This is a genomic window from Flavobacterium ponti (assembly GCF_042652765.1).
In the GTDB taxonomy this organism is placed as follows: domain Bacteria; phylum Bacteroidota; class Bacteroidia; order Flavobacteriales; family Flavobacteriaceae; genus Flavobacterium; species Flavobacterium ponti.
In genome coordinates this window covers 406629-422969 of sequence record NZ_JBHSGW010000001.1, presented here as the reverse complement: position 1 = coordinate 422969, position 16341 = coordinate 406629, and the positions used below count along the sequence as shown (strand labels likewise).

The window sequence follows — 16341 nt, the reverse complement described above, 5'->3', positions numbered from 1 at the left end:
AAACCACGCAATTAGCGTGGTTAATTTCTTCAATATTTTTTTATAAAACTATTTTACCGGAATACTATAAATAACTCCATTTGTAAAACCAGCTTCAGTTCCGTCTGCATTAACAGCTCTAAATTTGAAAGTTCCAGATAATTTTCCAGTAACAGTAGGACTTTCTGTGATTTTTAATTCTCCACTTCCAATATCAACTCCTGTTTCATACGTATCAGTAACTCCATCAATTGTAGATTCATATGTAGCAATATTTGATGTATTTACACCAAAAGTACGTGTTCCAACATTAGCAGATGAAACTTCAAAAGTTACAATTTCAAACTGTGAATATGCTTCAACAATCATAGAACCATCAGGGTTTAAGATAACTCTGGCATCATTTGCTCTCCAAGTCTCTCCATCTTTCATTCCTTGAAAAGAAGGATCATTAAAAGTAACATCATCAGTACAAGAAACAAATGAAACTAGTATTGTTAAAACTAAAATTAATTTTTTCATTTTTGATATTTTTTAGTAGGTATTGAAACATATAAACGCACAAATGTAAAATTTTGTATTAAAAAAACGAACAAAAAGTAATAATTTTTAAAATATAAATTTAGTTAGCCAAAAGTTTTATATATTTGCACCCTTAATTAACAGAGGTCGTGTACCTCACAATTTAATCACAAGATTATGTCTGTAAAAATTAGATTACAAAGACACGGTAAAAAAGGAAAACCTTTTTACTGGATCGTAGCAGCTGATGCTAGATCAAAAAGAGATGGTAAATTCTTAGAGAAAATCGGAACTTACAATCCAACTGCTAACCCAGCAATCATTGATTTAAATGTTGATGCAGCTGTTCAATGGTTACACAATGGTGCTCAGCCAACGGATACTGCAAGAGCAATTTTATCTTACAAAGGTGCTTTATTGAAACATCATTTAGATGGTGGAGTTCGTAAAGGTGCTTTAACTCAAGAACAAGCTGATGCTAAATTTACTGCTTGGTTAGATGAGAAAGCTGGAGCTGTAAATGCTAAAAAAGACGGTTTATCAAAAGCGAAAGAAGAGGCAAAAGCAAAAGCTTTTAAATTAGAACAAGAAGCTAATGAAAAACGTGCTAAAGCTGCTGCTGAAGCTGCACAACCTGCAGTAGAAGAGGTAGCTGAAGAAGCAACTGAAGTAGAAGCTACAACAGAGGAAACTCCTGCTGTAGAAGAAAACAACGAAGAAACACAAGCTTAATTTGATGCGATAATGCAAAAAGAAGAATGTTTCTATCTTGGCAAAATCGCTAAAAAATTCAGTTTTAAGGGTGAAGTCTTAATCTATTTAGATACTGACGAACCTTATTTGTATGAAAATTTGGAATCAGTTTTTGTGGAATTACACAAAAACTTGGTTCCATTTTTTATTTTAAAATCTGGGATTCATAAAAATAATTTCTTACGCGTTAAATTTGAAGATGTTAATTCTGAAGAAGATGCGGATGAAATTATGAATGCAGATGTTTATCTCCCAATGTCATTTTTACCTAAATTAGAAGGAAATAAATTTTATTATCACGAAATAACTGATTTTCTTGTAGAAGATGTTCGTTTAGGAAAAATTGGAAATATCAAAAGAGTAAATGATAGCAACCATCAACCTTTATTAGAAATAATGAATGGTGAAGTTGAAATTTTAGTTCCGTTGATTGATGATTTTATCATTGAAGTTGACCGAAAGAACAAAATTTTTAAAATGGATATTCCGGAAGGACTTGTTGAGCTTTATTTGTAGTGTTCAGTAATTTATATTAAATCAACAATCATTTTGTTTTCATTCAAGCAATTTTCTGTAGAACAAGACCGTTGTGCCATGAAAGTAGGTACAGATAGTGTTTTGTTGGGTTCTTGGTGTCCTATTGACAACAACCCAAAAACAATTTTGGATATTGGTGCTGGAACTGGAGTTTTATCTTTAATGATGGCTCAAAGAACTAATGCTGATCAAATTGATGCTGTGGAGATTGATGAAGATGCTTATGAGCAATGTGTTGCAAATTATGAAAATTCTCCTTGGAGTGATCGCTTATTTTGTTATCATGCCGCTTTGGACGAACTAATTGAAGATCCAGAAGATGAATATGATATTATAATTTCTAATCCACCATTTTATTCAGAAAATTTTAAAACCGACAATTCTCAAAGAGATCTAGCTCGTTTCCAAGATGCCATGCCTTTTGAAGAATTGATTGAAGCCGCTGATTTATTATTATCAGAAAACGGAATTTTTGCTGTAATAATACCTTTTAAAGAAGAAGAACGCTTTCTGAATTTGTGTGCAGAAGTTGAACTTTATCCTGTGAAAGCTACTCATGTTAGAGGTTCACACAAAACTCCGATAGTTAGAAGTTTACTGGCTTTTAAACGTTATGAATTGTCTGTTTTGGTAGCTGATGAATTGGTTATTGAAATTAATCGCCATGAATATACAGACGATTATATTGATTTAACTAAAGATTTTTATTTGAAGATGTAAGCCCTAGCCCAGATAGAAACGGCATCCTTTTTATTTTTTTTCCAAAAAAAATAAAAAGATATAGTGGATAGCTGGAAATAGCTTCAAAAAATATAACACTTCTTCTGTAATTTGTTAAATTTCTTTACGTAAATTTGCAAACGATTTCGTAAATCATATTACGATATACATTTTACAACAATACAATATAAAAGATATGAAACCCGATTTATTTCAAGCACCTGATTACTATAACTTAGACGATTTATTAACCGAAGAACACAAATTAGTTCGTGATTCTGCTCGTGCATGGGTGAAAAAAGAAGTTTCTCCTATCATTGAAGATTATGCGCAACGTGCCGAATTTCCTAAACAAATCATAAAAGGTTTGGGTGAAATTGGAGGTTTTGGTCCTTATATTCCAGAAGAATATGGTGGAGCTGGTTTAGACCAAATTTCATATGGTTTAATCATGCAAGAAATTGAAAGAGGTGATTCTGGTGTTCGTTCAACTTCTTCTGTACAATCTTCTTTGGTTATGTATCCAATCTGGAAATACGGAAATGAAGAACAAAGAAAAAAATATTTACCAAAATTAGCTACTGGAGAATTCATGGGTTGTTTTGGTTTAACTGAACCTGATCATGGGTCAAATCCTGGTGGAATGACTACTAATTTTAAAGATATGGGTGATCATTATCTTTTAAATGGTGCTAAAATGTGGATTTCAAATGCTCCTTTTGCTGATATTGCTGTAGTTTGGGCAAAAAATGAAGAAGGAAGAATTCACGGTTTAATTGTAGAAAGAGGAATGGAAGGTTTTTCAACTCCTGAAACACATAATAAATGGTCGCTACGTGCTTCTGCAACTGGTGAATTAATTTTTGACAATGTAAAAGTTCCAAAAGAAAACTTATTACCAAACAAATCTGGATTAGGTGCTCCACTTGGTTGTTTAGATTCAGCTCGTTATGGAATTGCTTGGGGTGCTATTGGTGCTGCCATGGATTGTTATGATACAGCTTTGCGTTATGCAAAAGAAAGAATCCAATTTGATAAACCTATCGCTGGAACTCAATTGCAACAAAAGAAATTAGCTGAAATGATTACAGAAATCACAAAAGCACAATTATTAACTTGGAGATTAGGTGTTCTTAGAAATGAAGGTCGTGCAACAACAGCTCAAATTTCTATGGCTAAAAGAAATAATGTAGATATGGCCATCAACATTGCTCGTGAAGCTCGACAAATTTTAGGTGGAATGGGAATTACAGGTGAATATTCAATTATGAGACATAGCATGAATTTGGAATCCGTAATTACTTATGAAGGAACTCATGATATTCATTTGCTGATTACTGGTGCAGACATTACTGGAATTCCTGCTTTTAAATAAGAAATTCCAAAACTATTTCTGTCAAGCTGAACTTATTTCAGCTTCTAAAACTGATTTCAAATCAAAAATAGATAAGATTCTGAATCAAGTTCAGAATGACACAGAAAGGTTAAATTAAACAATAAATAAAATTTATACAAAATGCTTCTCATTCTCGGGAAGCATTTTTACTTTTGTAGAGCAATTAAAACCGTTTGGTTTGGTTTTTGCGTATATCTTATTAGAAAAGAAAAACATCATGAATACAACTACTATAAATAAAGTTATTTCTCCATACAAAGAACAATTATTAAATCATTCTTTGTATGACAACGTGAAATCTATTGAAGATTTGCATCATTTTTTAGAAAATCATGTGTATGCTGTTTGGGATTTTATGTCTTTGTTGAAAGCCCTTCAAAACACATTGACTTGCACAACTACTCCTTGGATGCCTATTGGAAATCCAGAAATTCGTTATTTGATTAATGAAATTGTAGTTGCCGAAGAAACGGATTTGTCTTTGGATGGAAAACGCCAAAGTCATTATGAGATGTATTTGGATGCTATGAATCAATGTGGTGCTAAAACATCAGACATTATTGCATTTTTAGAAGAAGTTGAAAGTACCAAAAACATATTTGTTTCTATCAAACAAAGTAGTTTACACCCAAATATAAAAGCTTTCTTAGATTTTACGTTTAGAGTAATTGAACAAGGAAAACCTCATGAAATTGCAGCTGCTTTTACTTTTGGAAGAGAAGATTTGATTCCGAATATGTTTACTGAAATCTTGAAGAATTTTCAAAAGAATTTCCCTGAAACGGATTTGTCTAAATTGATTTATTATTTTGAAAGACACATTGAATTAGATGCAGACGAACATGGTCCAATGGCAATGCAAATGATTGATGAATTGTGTGGAACGGATGAAAAAAAATGGAAAGAAGTAGAAACTGTTTCGATTGATGCTTTGGAAAAAAGAATTGGACTTTGGAATGCTATTGAAGAACAAATTCTACATTCTGAACTGACTTGTTAATGCATGAAAACTCAAAAAACCATACTACTACTTCTTATTTCGATTATTCTATTGAGTTGTAGCAGTGAGGAAAAAATGATTCATCAAACTCCATCAAATAAAACAGATAGCCGGAAAATTTTAGCATTAGGTGATAGTTATACAATTGGTCAAAGTGTATGCTCGACTTGTAAATTTCCAGAACAATTAAAAGATAGTTTAATAGTAAATTTACCTGATTCTTATAGAATTTCGCTTCAAGTTATTGCACAAACAGGTTGGACCACTACAAATTTAATTGCTGCAATTAATTCACAAAATCCAACTTCTGATTTTGATTTGGTTACTTTATTAATTGGAGTAAACAATCAATATCAAAACAAACCCTTTTATTTATATGAAACTGAATTTCCTCAATTAGTTACAAAAGCAATTTCATTTGCTAAAGGAAATAAATCAAAAGTAATTGTAGTTTCAATTCCTGATTATGCTTACACTCCTTTTGGACAAGGAAGTAGTAATTCTCAAAACATTTCTACTCAAATTGATCAGTATAATTTATTTGCTAAAAATTATTGTGATTCAAACAATATTGATTTTGTAAATATTACAGATATTACTCGATTAGGTTTACAACAAACTAATTTGGTTGCCAATGATGGTTTACATCCTTCACAAATTGCTTATTCAAAATTTGTAGAGCGAATTTTACCTTGGGCTATAGAAAAAATTGAGTAAAAATTTTATTCGTTTAAGATAATCCTTATTTTAGATAAAATTTTCAACATGTCATCACAAACCAGACTAGACAAAGCATACAAAGAAGCCAAACGAATAAGTTTTGATAATACTTCAAAATTTATTTTGTTTAGCGATTGTCATCGTGGTGATAGTAGTTTTGCGGATGATTTTGCTAATAATCGAAATATTTATTTTCACTCTTTACAACATTATTATAAAGAAGGTTATTCGTATATTGAATTAGGTGATGGTGATGAATTGTGGGAAAATATGTTTTTCAAGGACATTTTTGAAGCCAATAAAAATGTGTATTTGTTGATGCAAAAATTTTATAATGAAAATCGCTTGCATCTAATTTTTGGTAATCACGATTTTGTTTATAAAAACCCAAATATTGTAAAACGCTTACTATCTGAATATTTCGATACTAAAGAAGGTAAAAATGTGCCTTTATTTCCAAACATTAAATTCAATGAAGGAATAATTTTAGAACATCAAGAATCTACTCAAGAACTATTTCTTGTGCATGGTCATCAAGCCGATTTTATGAATTATGTGGGTTGGAAATTCAATCGTTTTTTGGTACGTGTTTTATGGAAACCTTTGCAAGTTTGGGGAATCAAAGATCCAACAAGTCCAGCCAAAAATTATGTTGAATTAATTAAGGTGGAAAGAAGAATTAAAAAATGGATTGCTGATAATGGAAATAAAATCACAATTACTGGTCACACACATCGACCACGTTTCCCAAGTCCGAGTGAAAATGCTTTGCATTATTTTAATGATGGAAGTTGCGTACATCCAAGAAGCATAACTGGAATAGAAGTCGCTGCTGGAAATATCTCTTTAATAAAATGGTTTATTGACACTAAAGAAGATGGAACGCTTCAAATTGTAAAAGAAATTTTAGAAGGTCCAGCTCGATTGGAAGATTATAAGTGATTTTTTAAATTTTCGGATATTGGATATTCAGATTATTGTTCAGGTGCAATTTCTAATTCTAATCCATCTAATTCTTCATCAATATGAATTTGGCAACCTAACCTACTATTGTCTTTTACATGATAAGCATCGGCTAACATAGCTTCTTCATCGTCATTACGTTCTGTTTTTAAAACATCATTCAATACATAACATTGACACGAAGCACACATAGCCATTCCACCACAAACACCAACTGTTCCTTCTTCTGCTAATTCATAAGAACGGATTAATTCCATTACATTCATGTTCATATCTGTTGGAGCTAAAACTTCGTGCTTTATACCGTTTCTGTCTGTTATTTTTATGGTGATGTCTTGAGGCATTATTTATTTAAGTTTCTGATCAAACCTAACAGGTTTTAAAACCTGTTAGGTTTAGTTTAAATTTAATCAATTGATTTAACTACAGCTTTTTCAGCTTCTTTTCTTGTACCGTCAAATCCATCAACTCCTGAAACTGTTGTATATTTCAATACATAACGTTTTCCTGGATTGATTCTGTTGTAAACACTTTGACACATTAAAGTAGCTTCGTGAAAACCACAAAGAATCAATTTTAATTTTCCTGGATAAGTATTCACATCACCAATGGCATAAATTCCATCAATATTGGTTTGGTAATCTAAAGCGTTGTTTACTTTGATGGCATTTTTTTCAATTTCTAATCCCCAATTGGCAATAGCTCCTAATTTTGGAGTTAATCCAAAAAGTGGAATAAAATAATCCGTTTCAACATTCATTCTAGCCCCATTGATTTCAATATCAATTGATTCTATTCTTTCTGCTCCACAAAATCCAACAACTTCGGCTGGAGTTATCATTTTTATTTTTCCAGCATCTTTTAATTCTTGTACTTTTTCAACAGAATCTAAAGCTCCTCTAAATTCATTTCTTCTGTGCACTAAAGTGACTGATGAAGCAACATTAGTTAAGAAAATACTCCAATCTAAAGCAGAATCTCCACCACCTGCAATTACAACATTTTTGTTGCGATATTTTTCTGGATCTTTGATGAAATAATCAATTCCTCTATCGTTTTGTTCGTAAAAATCAACGTCTTTTAACAATGGTTTTCTAGGTTCAAATGTTCCTAAACCACCTGCAATTGCAATAGCTTTTGCTTTATGTTCTGTGCCTTGTTTTGTAGTGACAATAAATGTACCATCTTCCAATTTTTGGATAGTTTCTGCTGTTTCACCTAAAGTAAAACCTGGTTGAAACTGTTTGATTTGTTCCATTAAATTGGTTACCAAATCTCCAGCTAAAACTTCTGGATAACCTGGAATATCAAATATAGGTTTCTTAGGATATAGTTCGGCTAATTGTCCACCTGGTTGTGGCAAAGCGTCAATAATATGACATTTTAATTGTAATAATCCTGCTTCAAAAACAGCAAAAAGTCCTGTTGGACCAGCTCCAATTATTAATATATCTGTTTCAATCATTTTTGAGTAAGTTGCAAGGTTTTGTATTGCAAAGTTGCAAAGTTAAATGCTATTTAAATATGACTTTTGTCATACTAATGAAATTAAGCTACGTTTTCTACGGTTTCAATTTGAGGAACTACTCTTTTGATTGTGGATTCAACACCAGCTTTCATAGTGCTTTGATTTATACTACAACTATTACAAGCTCCTTCTAAACGTACTTTAACATGTTTACCATCTAAAATATCAATCAACGTAATGTTCCCTCCATCTGAAATTAAGAAAGGTCTAATTTCGTCTAAAGCTTTTTCAACACTTACTTTTAAATCTTGTGCATTCATATTTTTTGTATTTAGTGATTAGTGAATAGTGAATAGTAATTAGCTATTATTTTAGCTGAATACTAATAACTGAACACTGCCTACTTTTTATTAACAGCAGAACAACCTGCCATTGTAGTAATTTTTATTGCTTCTGTAGGAGCTAGATTTTCGTTTCTGTTAATCGTTTCTTGCACTACATTTCTTGTAATTTCTTCGAAAATTCCTTCTAAAACCGAACCCGTTTGTAAAGCTGCAGGACGACCATAATCACCAGCTTCTCTGATGCTTTGTAACAGTGGAACTTCTCCTAATAATGGAACATTTAAATCTTCTGCTAAGTTTTTTGCACCTTCTTTTCCGAAGATGTAGTATTTATTGTTTGGTAATTCTTCTGGTGTGAAATAAGCCATGTTTTCAATAATTCCTAAAACAGGAACTTTGATAGCATCTGACAAGAACATGGAAACTCCTTTTTTAGCATCAGCTAAAGCTACAGCTTGAGGTGTACTCACAACTACTGCTCCAGTAATTGGTAAAGATTGCATAATTGATAAATGAATATCTCCCGTTCCTGGTGGTAAATCAATTAACATAAAATCTAATTCTCCCCAATGTGCATCAAAAATCATTTGGTTTAATGCTTTTGCAGCCATTGGTCCTCTCCAAATTACGGCTTGATCTGGTTTTGTGAAAAATCCGATAGAAAGCATTTCTACACCATAACTTTTTACAGGTTCCATTTTTGATTTTCCGTCAACGTCAATTGAATTTGGCTTAGCGGTTTCTACGTCAAACATAATTGGCATAGATGGACCGTAAATATCTGCATCTAAAACTCCAACTTTGAATCCCATTTTTGCTAATGTTACGGCTAAATTGGCTGTAATGGTTGATTTTCCAACACCACCTTTTCCAGAAGCTACTGCAATAATATTGCTGATTCCGGGAATTTGTTTTCCTTTGATTAAATTAGGATTTTCTGGTTTTTGAGGAGCTTCAACCTTAATATTGACTTTTATTTTTGCTTTTTCATAAACTTTTTCGTGTATCACTTTCATGATATCTACTTCAGCTCTTTTTTTAATGTGTAAAGCTGGTGTTGATAAAACCAAATCAACCACAACCTCGTCTCCAAAAGTGATTACGTTTTGCACAGCACCACTTTCAACCATATTTTTACCTTCTCCAGCTACTGAAATAGTTTCTAGTGCTTTAAGGATTTCTTTTCTATCTAGTTTCATTCTAACTTTTTTATATCGAAATACTTGAATCTTTATTAAGACTGAATTTGAATTGCAAAGATAGTTAGAAGTTTACAAGTTTGAAAGCAAGAAGGTTTAAAGTTTTCTTATAATTAAATAGCTGGAAATTATAATTGGTCATACTTTATCAAATTCAATTTTAGGATTGTAAATTGATATTGTAAATTATTTTTTAAAACATCGTATTCTGCTTGTAAAAACTGATTTTTAACGGATGAAAAAACAACCGCTTCAATCTTGCCTGCTTCAAATTTAGATTGTGATGTTTGAAATGTTTTTTCATTTAATTCTTTAATAACAAGTAATTTAGTCTTTAAGAATGTAATTTGTTTTATTTTTTCTTTTTCAATTTCAATTTGTTGTTTGAGTTTTAAGTCTTCTAAATTTAATGCTACTTTCTCTTTTTCATTTTCAAATTTTAAAGCTTTTACATTTTTAGCATTTCTAAATCCATTGAAAATTGGAACATTTAATTGTAATCCTACTTGTTGGTTTTTGTTATCTGCAAATTGATTGCTAAAGCTATTTACTATTACATTTGGTTGATTTAATGGCTTGTAATAAAAAGTGGAATAATTGTAAAATGCACTTAATGTTGGTAGATTGTTTCCTCTAAATTGCTTAATTCTTTTTTGACCTAATTCATAGGTAAGACTTGCTAATTTAAGTTTTGGATTTGAAAACCCCTCATTCCTTTCAATAGATTCAGCGTTTAAATAAGGTAACAAAATACAACTTTCAATATCCATTTGGTTTGCGTTGAGCAATTGAAATAATTGTGCTTTTTGAATTTGAGCTAATTGTTTTGTTGTAATTATATTTTTTTCTTCAATAGCTACACTTAATTGCATATCATATAAATCGCTTTTAGGTTTACTTCCAATAGACTCTTCTTTTTCAATTCGTTCTAAATTTAATTTTGCATTTTTAAATTGAGTTTCTTGAATTTTCAACAATTCTTGAGTATATAATGCTGTGAAAAAACTCTCTGCTATTTGAAGTTTGTATTCGTTTTCCAAAACTTCTTGCTCAACTTTTGCTCTTTCTATATCTAATTTTGTAACTTGTGAAGTAGCAATTTTATTGAAATCAATCAAATTCATACGAGCACTTAAAAAGAAATTATCGTATTGAATATTTGAACTAACTCTTCCGTTTGTTGAAGGATCAATAGTGGAACCAAAATTATAACTTTGATTAGCATCAAAACCAACTGTTGGTAACAAATTATTGGCTATTGAATTATGCTTTTTTTGTGTTCGTTTGATTTCTATTTGTTTAATTTTCACTTCCAAACTATTTTCCAAACCTAAAGCAATGCATTGTTCTAAACTCCATGTGTTTTCTTGTGCATTTGAATTTATTATTATCAAAAAGAGAAGAATAAAAAGGGCTATCTTATTCATATTTCAGGTATTTTAAAACATTTACTCTTGTTGCAACATATGCTCTAGAAAGTACAACTAATAAAGTCAAAATCAATAAAACTATGAATCCAACAGCAAAAGGAATCCAAGAAATTGAAATTCGGAATGCAAAATTTTCCAACCAAAGTGTCAATAAATAATAAACTGGAAACAATGCAATTACAAAACCTATAATGCAAAATAGTAAATATTGTTTTGACAATTCTTTCAGTAAAACTGATGTTTCAGCTCCTAATGTTTTTCTTATGGCAATTTCTTTCATTCTTCTTTGAATGGAGTATGTTGCCAAAGCAAACAATCCAAAAAGTGCAATTAAAATTACAATGAAATTCAATAATGTAAATAGGTTTCTTTGTTTTACATAGGAAGCGTAAGTTCTAGCATATTGTTTGTCTACAAAATCATAGGTAAAAGGGTAATCTGAATCCACATTTTTTATCCAAAATTTTTGAATATTGGATATGGTTTGTTCTAAATCATCGCTTTTTACTTTTACATGAATTTTATTAGCATTTTGTAACATCCAATCCACTGTTTTGAAGTGAAAGAAAACCATTGGTGGAATCTCAGCTTGTGGACCATAGATGTGAAAATCTTTTACAACTCCAACAATTTTTAGTTTATGGTCGTTCCAATCTACTATTTTTCCAATAGGATCTTTCTCGTCCATCATTCTTAAAGTGGTTTCATTAACAAGCATAGAATTAATCGTGTCTGAAGCCATTTTATCAGATAAAAATCTACCTTCTTTTAGTTTGATTTGCATCATTTCAAGCATTCCAAAATCAATTCCCATATTTTTGGCTTGAATGTTACCACTTTCCTTATACGAAAATCCAGAAGATGAACCGTTTGATGAGCCAAAAGAAAAAGCACCAGTTGCAACTTGCTCAACACCATTAATCTTTGAAACTTCATTTTTAATCATATTGTATCGACTAAAAATCTTTTCTTTATAACCTTCTTCTCTCCAATTATATTTATTGCGATAATCTATTGAAAGTACTTGTTCTCCTTTAAAACCTAAATCTTTAGTACTGATAAAATTGATTTGTTGGTAAACGATATAAGAGCCAATGATAAAAAATGTGGCGATTGCAAATTGTAAAATAAGCATTCCGTTTCGCAACCAAACTCCACTTTTATTTCTACCAAAATTTCCTTTTAAAACTTTTAAAGTTTCAAAATTTGACACATAAATGGCAGGAAAAATTCCAGCAAAAACCACAGTTGTAATGAAAATTAAAATCAATTGTATGTAGAATTGACCTCCAAAAATGATTAAATCTTTACCTAAAAACTGATTATAATAAGGCAATGAAAGTTCAACAATAACTAACGAAAGTAGGATTGAAAACAAAACCATAATGATAGTTTCAAACAAAAACTGCTTTACAATATTACCTTTTGAAGCACCTACTATTTTTCGAACACCTACTTCTTTGGCTCTACTAATTGCATTTGCAGTAGCTAGATTGACATAGTTTACAATAGACAAAACTAAAATCAAAATGGATAAACCAAACATCGTTAATAAGAATTGATAATTTCCTCTTCCTTCTGCATAACCTTCAGAAATTGAATGTAATCTTGCTGTTTTTAAAGGTTCTAAGACAAATTGAAACTCTTCTCCACCATTTTTCTTAATCCATTCATCGATTGAAATACCTTCTTCAGCTGCCCATTTTTCAGCACGATTTTTTCGCATTAACTTTTCCATTTTGGCTTTAACTTTACCAATGTCATCAGGATTTTTAAGTTTTAATAACAAACCGTAGCTAAAATTTCCCCAGTTATCTTTATCATCTTTTAACCTCGCATTAATAACAATATTTGTAACAACTTCCGGTTGTATGGAAGATTTTCCTATCAACTCATAAACACCTCTAACTACTAATTTTCTTCCTGAATAAGTAACTTCTTTGCCAAGAATATCAATAGTTCCAAATAATCTTTCAGCTGCTTTTTTTGAAAAAACAATACTTGTGTTGTCCTTTAAAGCCGTTTTTGAATTTCCTTTTAAAAAAGGAAAAGGGAACATTTCAAAGAAGTTTTTTTGAGAATCAACAATTTTAAAAATTTCTTTTTTGTCTTTGTATTGCACAATTTCTTCATAATACCAATTATCTAAATAACAGTAAGCTTCTAATTCAGGGAAATCGGTTTTAAAATAGGGTTCAAATGGTGCTACATTACTTGCCCAGTATTCATCTGGACCAACTTTACTTATAGATTGAAATACTTTTCCCTTTCCAGGATTCCATTCGTTATAACTGTGTTCATCATTCCAATATAAAGTTGCGAATACTAAACCTGCGATTCCAATGCTTAATCCCAAAATATTAAGAATTGTAAAAAGCTTATTGTTTTTTATATGATAGATGAAGAGATTTGTCCAATTTTTTAACATGACTATTCGTTTTTTACTGAAATGAGTTCAGTATTACTGATTGATTTTGATGATTATTTGCTTTTAACTGAACCCGAAGAACTTTCTTCTTTTTTAACTTCTAATGGGTTTCCATAATAACTAATTGAAGCACTTGATGATGCTTTTGCTTCTATCGATTTTGTAACTTTTATAGAAACATCGGCAGAAGAACTCGCTCCAATTATTGCTTCTTCAACCGTAAAATCTTTTAAATTACAATCTGATGAACTGCTGGCTTTTACTGAAATTTTTGTAGCTCTTCCAGATAAATTCACATCGCTCGAACTGCTTGATTCGATTCCAACTGAGGCAGCATTAATTTTACCTGTGAAATCTCCACTCGATGAAGCGTCTATTGTTAAATCTGTACAATTAAAACTTCCTGAAATACTTCCTGAAGAACTTACTGCTACATCTAAATTTGAGCTTTTATTGGTGTTTTCAATTTTAACATCAGCCGATGAACTTGCTTTTATTTCAACTAGATTTGGTCCAGAAACAGTGATTTTTAAAACTTGAAAATCAACACCATTTATAAAACTAATGTTACTTCTTTTATTTCCTTTCTTGGTTTCTTTTTGTTTGTAACCTTTGGTGTCTACATATAATTTTAATGTTCCTTTTTCTACTTCTGTTTTAATTAGCTTTAATTTTTCATTATCATCCGTTTCTACTTTCACGCTAATTTTATCTGAAATCGTATAAAAAACATCGATTGAATTAGAAACTCTTAATTTTGAAAAATCAGTAACTTCTCGTGTTTCTGAAACTTGAGCTAAACAAATTAAACTGATTAAAAATGCGGTTATTGTTACAATTATTTTTACCATGATTTTGTTTTTAAGAGATTAAAATATCAACGTTTTTACTATTCAGTTTTTCAGAAAGTATCATTCCGTCTTTCATAATGATTGTTTTTTGCGAAAATGAAGCATCATAATTGGAATGTGTTACCATTAAAATTGTAGCTCCTTGTGCATGCAAATCAGTTAATAATTCCATTACTTCGTTTCCATTTTTTGAATCTAAATTACCTGTTGGTTCATCGGCAAGAATTATTTTTGGATTGTTGATTAATGCCCTTGCTACAGCTACTCTTTGTTGTTGACCACCAGAAAGTTGTTGAGGAAAATGCTTCAATCGATGCGAAATTCCTAAACGTTCAGCAATTTCATTTACTTTTTGTTTTCTTTCTGAAGCAATAACGTTATTGTAGATTAAAGGCAATTCGATATTATCATAAACAGATAATTCGTCAATTAGATTAAAGTTTTGGAATACAAAACCAATATTTTGTTTTCTAACTTTTGCTTTTTCTTGCTCTTTTAAACCTATCATTTCTTGATTTAGCAATTGATAACTTCCACTTGAAGCGTTATCTAAAAGCCCAACAATGTTTAAAAGTGTTGATTTTCCACTTCCTGATGGACCCATGATGGTTACAAATTCTCCTTGATTGATTGTGATTGAAACTTCGTTGAGTGCTTTGGTTTCTATTTCTTCGGTTTGAAATACTTTAGAAATGTTGTTGATTTGTATCATATTTTAGTAATTAGTCGTGAGTAATTAGTGATTAGCTTTTATTCTTCAATATTTAAAATTTCTACGTCTTTATAATCTTGGTACGATGATGTAATAACTCTATCATTTGGTTTTAACCCCTCTAAAACTTCGTAGTATAGTGGATTTTCTCTTCCTAATTTAATGTTTATTCTTTCTGCTTTATTTCCGTTTACTACAAAAATCCATTTTCCTGAAGTGTCCTGATAAAACCCTCCTTTTGTTAAAACTATTGTTTTTACTTTTTCAGACAAATTAATTCGCACACCAAAAGAAATACCTTGTTTCAAATCTAAATCCTTTTGATTGATAAAGTTTAATTCTACTATAAATCTACCATTTTTTACTTCAGGAATAACTTTGGTAATTTGCACTTCTACTTTCTCATTATTGAAATCTACACTTCCTTTTTGTCCTTCAGCTATTCTGTTTAGATAAAATTCATCTACATCTGCAACTAATTTATATCCTTGCATCACATCAATAGTTCCAATGCTATTACCCTGTGTGAATGTTTTTCCTAATATAGGTTCAAAGGAAGAAAGTCTTCCAGAAAGCGGTGCAGTTATCAAGAAATTATTCTTGTTTTTTCTAAGAATTGACAAGCTTTGATTCATAATCCCAATCGATTGATTTAATTGACCTATTTGAATTTGATTGGCTTGTTTTTCTTTAGTCACACTTTGCTTAATGATTTGCATTCTTTCTTTTTGGAAACGATAATTTTCTTGCGTTACTTTCCATTCATTTTTGGCTAAAATTTCTTGTTCGAATAACTTTTTATTCAAATTGTATAAGTTTTCTGCATCTAAATAATCGTGTTCGATTGCAATTAAATCTTTGGCTAAATTCAATTCTTGGTTTCTTAAATCTAATTTGGCTTTATTCAAATTATTGATTTGTTCGATGATAGAAGTTTCTTGTTGCATGTAGGTCAATTCCGTATTTGGATTATACAAACGAACTAAAGGTTGTCCTTTTGTAACCATTGAACCATTTTCAACATAAATCTCTTGAACCGAACCACCTTCAATCACATTAACTAACATGGAATTTAGAGGTGTAACCTTAGCTTCAAACAAAATAAAATCTTCAAAATAATCAGATTCTACCGAATTTATTGTTATTTCTGCTCTTTTTACATTAAATGTTTTCTTCTTGGTAAAAGCAGCAAAAATCAAATAACCCAAAATCAAAATTATTGGAATTATAAGTAATAGCTTCTTTTTTTTGTTATTTTTACGACTGATGACAGTATCCATATTAATTATTTTAATAAGATACTTAACAAATTTAGGCCA

The 16341-nt window shown here is 30.6% G+C and carries 17 protein-coding genes; 7 read left to right on the top strand and 10 right to left on the bottom strand.

Annotation, left to right across the window (positions count from 1 at the left end):
* Positions 1-48 precede the first annotated feature (48 nt).
* On the bottom strand, positions 49-501 hold the full coding sequence (locus ACFO3U_RS01840) for a DUF6252 domain-containing protein (protein WP_379737882.1): 453 nt from the start codon (positions 499-501) through the stop codon (positions 49-51).
* A 177-nt stretch (positions 502-678) separates the two neighbouring features.
* Here ACFO3U_RS01840 and ACFO3U_RS01835 point away from each other — a divergent pair, with 177 nt between their 5' ends.
* From ACFO3U_RS01835 to ACFO3U_RS01805, 7 genes are all read left to right on the top strand, one after another.
* Positions 679-1233, top strand: coding sequence for a 30S ribosomal protein S16 (locus ACFO3U_RS01835; protein ID WP_379737880.1), 555 nt, complete (start codon positions 679-681; stop codon positions 1231-1233).
* A gap of 12 nt (positions 1234-1245) precedes the next feature.
* Positions 1246-1770, top strand: a complete 525-nt coding sequence (rimM, locus tag ACFO3U_RS01830) for a ribosome maturation factor RimM (RefSeq protein ID WP_379737878.1) — start codon at positions 1246-1248, stop codon at positions 1768-1770.
* 33 nt (positions 1771-1803) lie between these two features.
* Complete coding sequence (locus ACFO3U_RS01825; protein WP_379737877.1) at positions 1804-2511, top strand: tRNA1(Val) (adenine(37)-N6)-methyltransferase; 708 nt, start codon at positions 1804-1806, stop codon at positions 2509-2511.
* Between the two features lie 196 nt (positions 2512-2707).
* The gene (locus ACFO3U_RS01820; RefSeq protein ID WP_379737875.1) at positions 2708-3886 is read left to right on the top strand and encodes an acyl-CoA dehydrogenase family protein; all 1179 of its coding nucleotides are present in this window, start codon (positions 2708-2710) and stop codon (positions 3884-3886) included.
* Positions 3887-4124: 238 nt separating this feature from the next.
* The gene (locus ACFO3U_RS01815) at positions 4125-4907 is read left to right on the top strand and encodes a DUF3050 domain-containing protein (RefSeq protein WP_379737873.1); all 783 of its coding nucleotides are present in this window, start codon (positions 4125-4127) and stop codon (positions 4905-4907) included.
* A 3-nt stretch (positions 4908-4910) separates the two neighbouring features.
* A complete protein-coding gene (locus tag ACFO3U_RS01810; RefSeq protein WP_379737871.1) occupies positions 4911-5624 on the top strand; it encodes an SGNH/GDSL hydrolase family protein in 714 nt (237 codons plus the stop codon).
* A gap of 48 nt (positions 5625-5672) precedes the next feature.
* On the top strand, positions 5673-6569 hold the full coding sequence (locus ACFO3U_RS01805; protein ID WP_379737870.1) for a metallophosphoesterase: 897 nt from the start codon (positions 5673-5675) through the stop codon (positions 6567-6569).
* A gap of 32 nt (positions 6570-6601) precedes the next feature.
* Here ACFO3U_RS01805 and ACFO3U_RS01800 read toward each other — a convergent pair whose 3' ends face one another.
* The 9 genes from ACFO3U_RS01800 to ACFO3U_RS01760 all read right to left on the bottom strand — a co-directional run bounded on the left by ACFO3U_RS01800 (position 6602) and on the right by ACFO3U_RS01760 (position 16302).
* Positions 6602-6934 carry a 2Fe-2S iron-sulfur cluster-binding family protein gene (locus ACFO3U_RS01800; RefSeq protein ID WP_379737868.1) on the bottom strand — a complete coding sequence of 111 codons (333 nt, stop codon included), beginning with the start codon at positions 6932-6934 and terminating at the stop codon, positions 6602-6604.
* Between the two features lie 62 nt (positions 6935-6996).
* Positions 6997-8055, bottom strand: a complete 1059-nt coding sequence (locus tag ACFO3U_RS01795) for an NAD(P)/FAD-dependent oxidoreductase (RefSeq protein ID WP_379737866.1) — start codon at positions 8053-8055, stop codon at positions 6997-6999.
* An 83-nt stretch (positions 8056-8138) separates the two neighbouring features.
* A complete protein-coding gene (locus ACFO3U_RS01790; RefSeq protein ID WP_379737864.1) occupies positions 8139-8378 on the bottom strand; it encodes a NifU family protein in 240 nt (79 codons plus the stop codon).
* An 80-nt stretch (positions 8379-8458) separates the two neighbouring features.
* Entirely contained in the window at positions 8459-9601 is a 1143-nt protein-coding gene (locus ACFO3U_RS01785; RefSeq protein WP_379737862.1) for an Mrp/NBP35 family ATP-binding protein, read from the bottom strand.
* 128 nt (positions 9602-9729) lie between these two features.
* Positions 9730-11028, bottom strand: a complete 1299-nt coding sequence (locus tag ACFO3U_RS01780) for a TolC family protein (protein ID WP_379737860.1) — start codon at positions 11026-11028, stop codon at positions 9730-9732.
* Positions 11021-13459, bottom strand: a complete 2439-nt coding sequence (locus ACFO3U_RS01775; RefSeq protein ID WP_379737858.1) for an ABC transporter permease — start codon at positions 13457-13459, stop codon at positions 11021-11023. Before ACFO3U_RS01775 ends, ACFO3U_RS01780 begins: the two co-directional genes overlap by 8 nt.
* 53 nt (positions 13460-13512) lie before the next feature.
* The gene (locus ACFO3U_RS01770) at positions 13513-14310 is read right to left on the bottom strand and encodes a GIN domain-containing protein (RefSeq protein ID WP_379737856.1); all 798 of its coding nucleotides are present in this window, start codon (positions 14308-14310) and stop codon (positions 13513-13515) included.
* Positions 14311-14320: 10 nt separating this feature from the next.
* Positions 14321-15022, bottom strand: coding sequence for an ABC transporter ATP-binding protein (locus ACFO3U_RS01765; RefSeq protein WP_379737854.1), 702 nt, complete (start codon positions 15020-15022; stop codon positions 14321-14323).
* 38 nt (positions 15023-15060) lie between these two features.
* Positions 15061-16302, bottom strand: coding sequence for an efflux RND transporter periplasmic adaptor subunit (locus ACFO3U_RS01760; protein WP_379737852.1), 1242 nt, complete (start codon positions 16300-16302; stop codon positions 15061-15063).
* Positions 16303-16341: the final 39 nt, after the last annotated feature.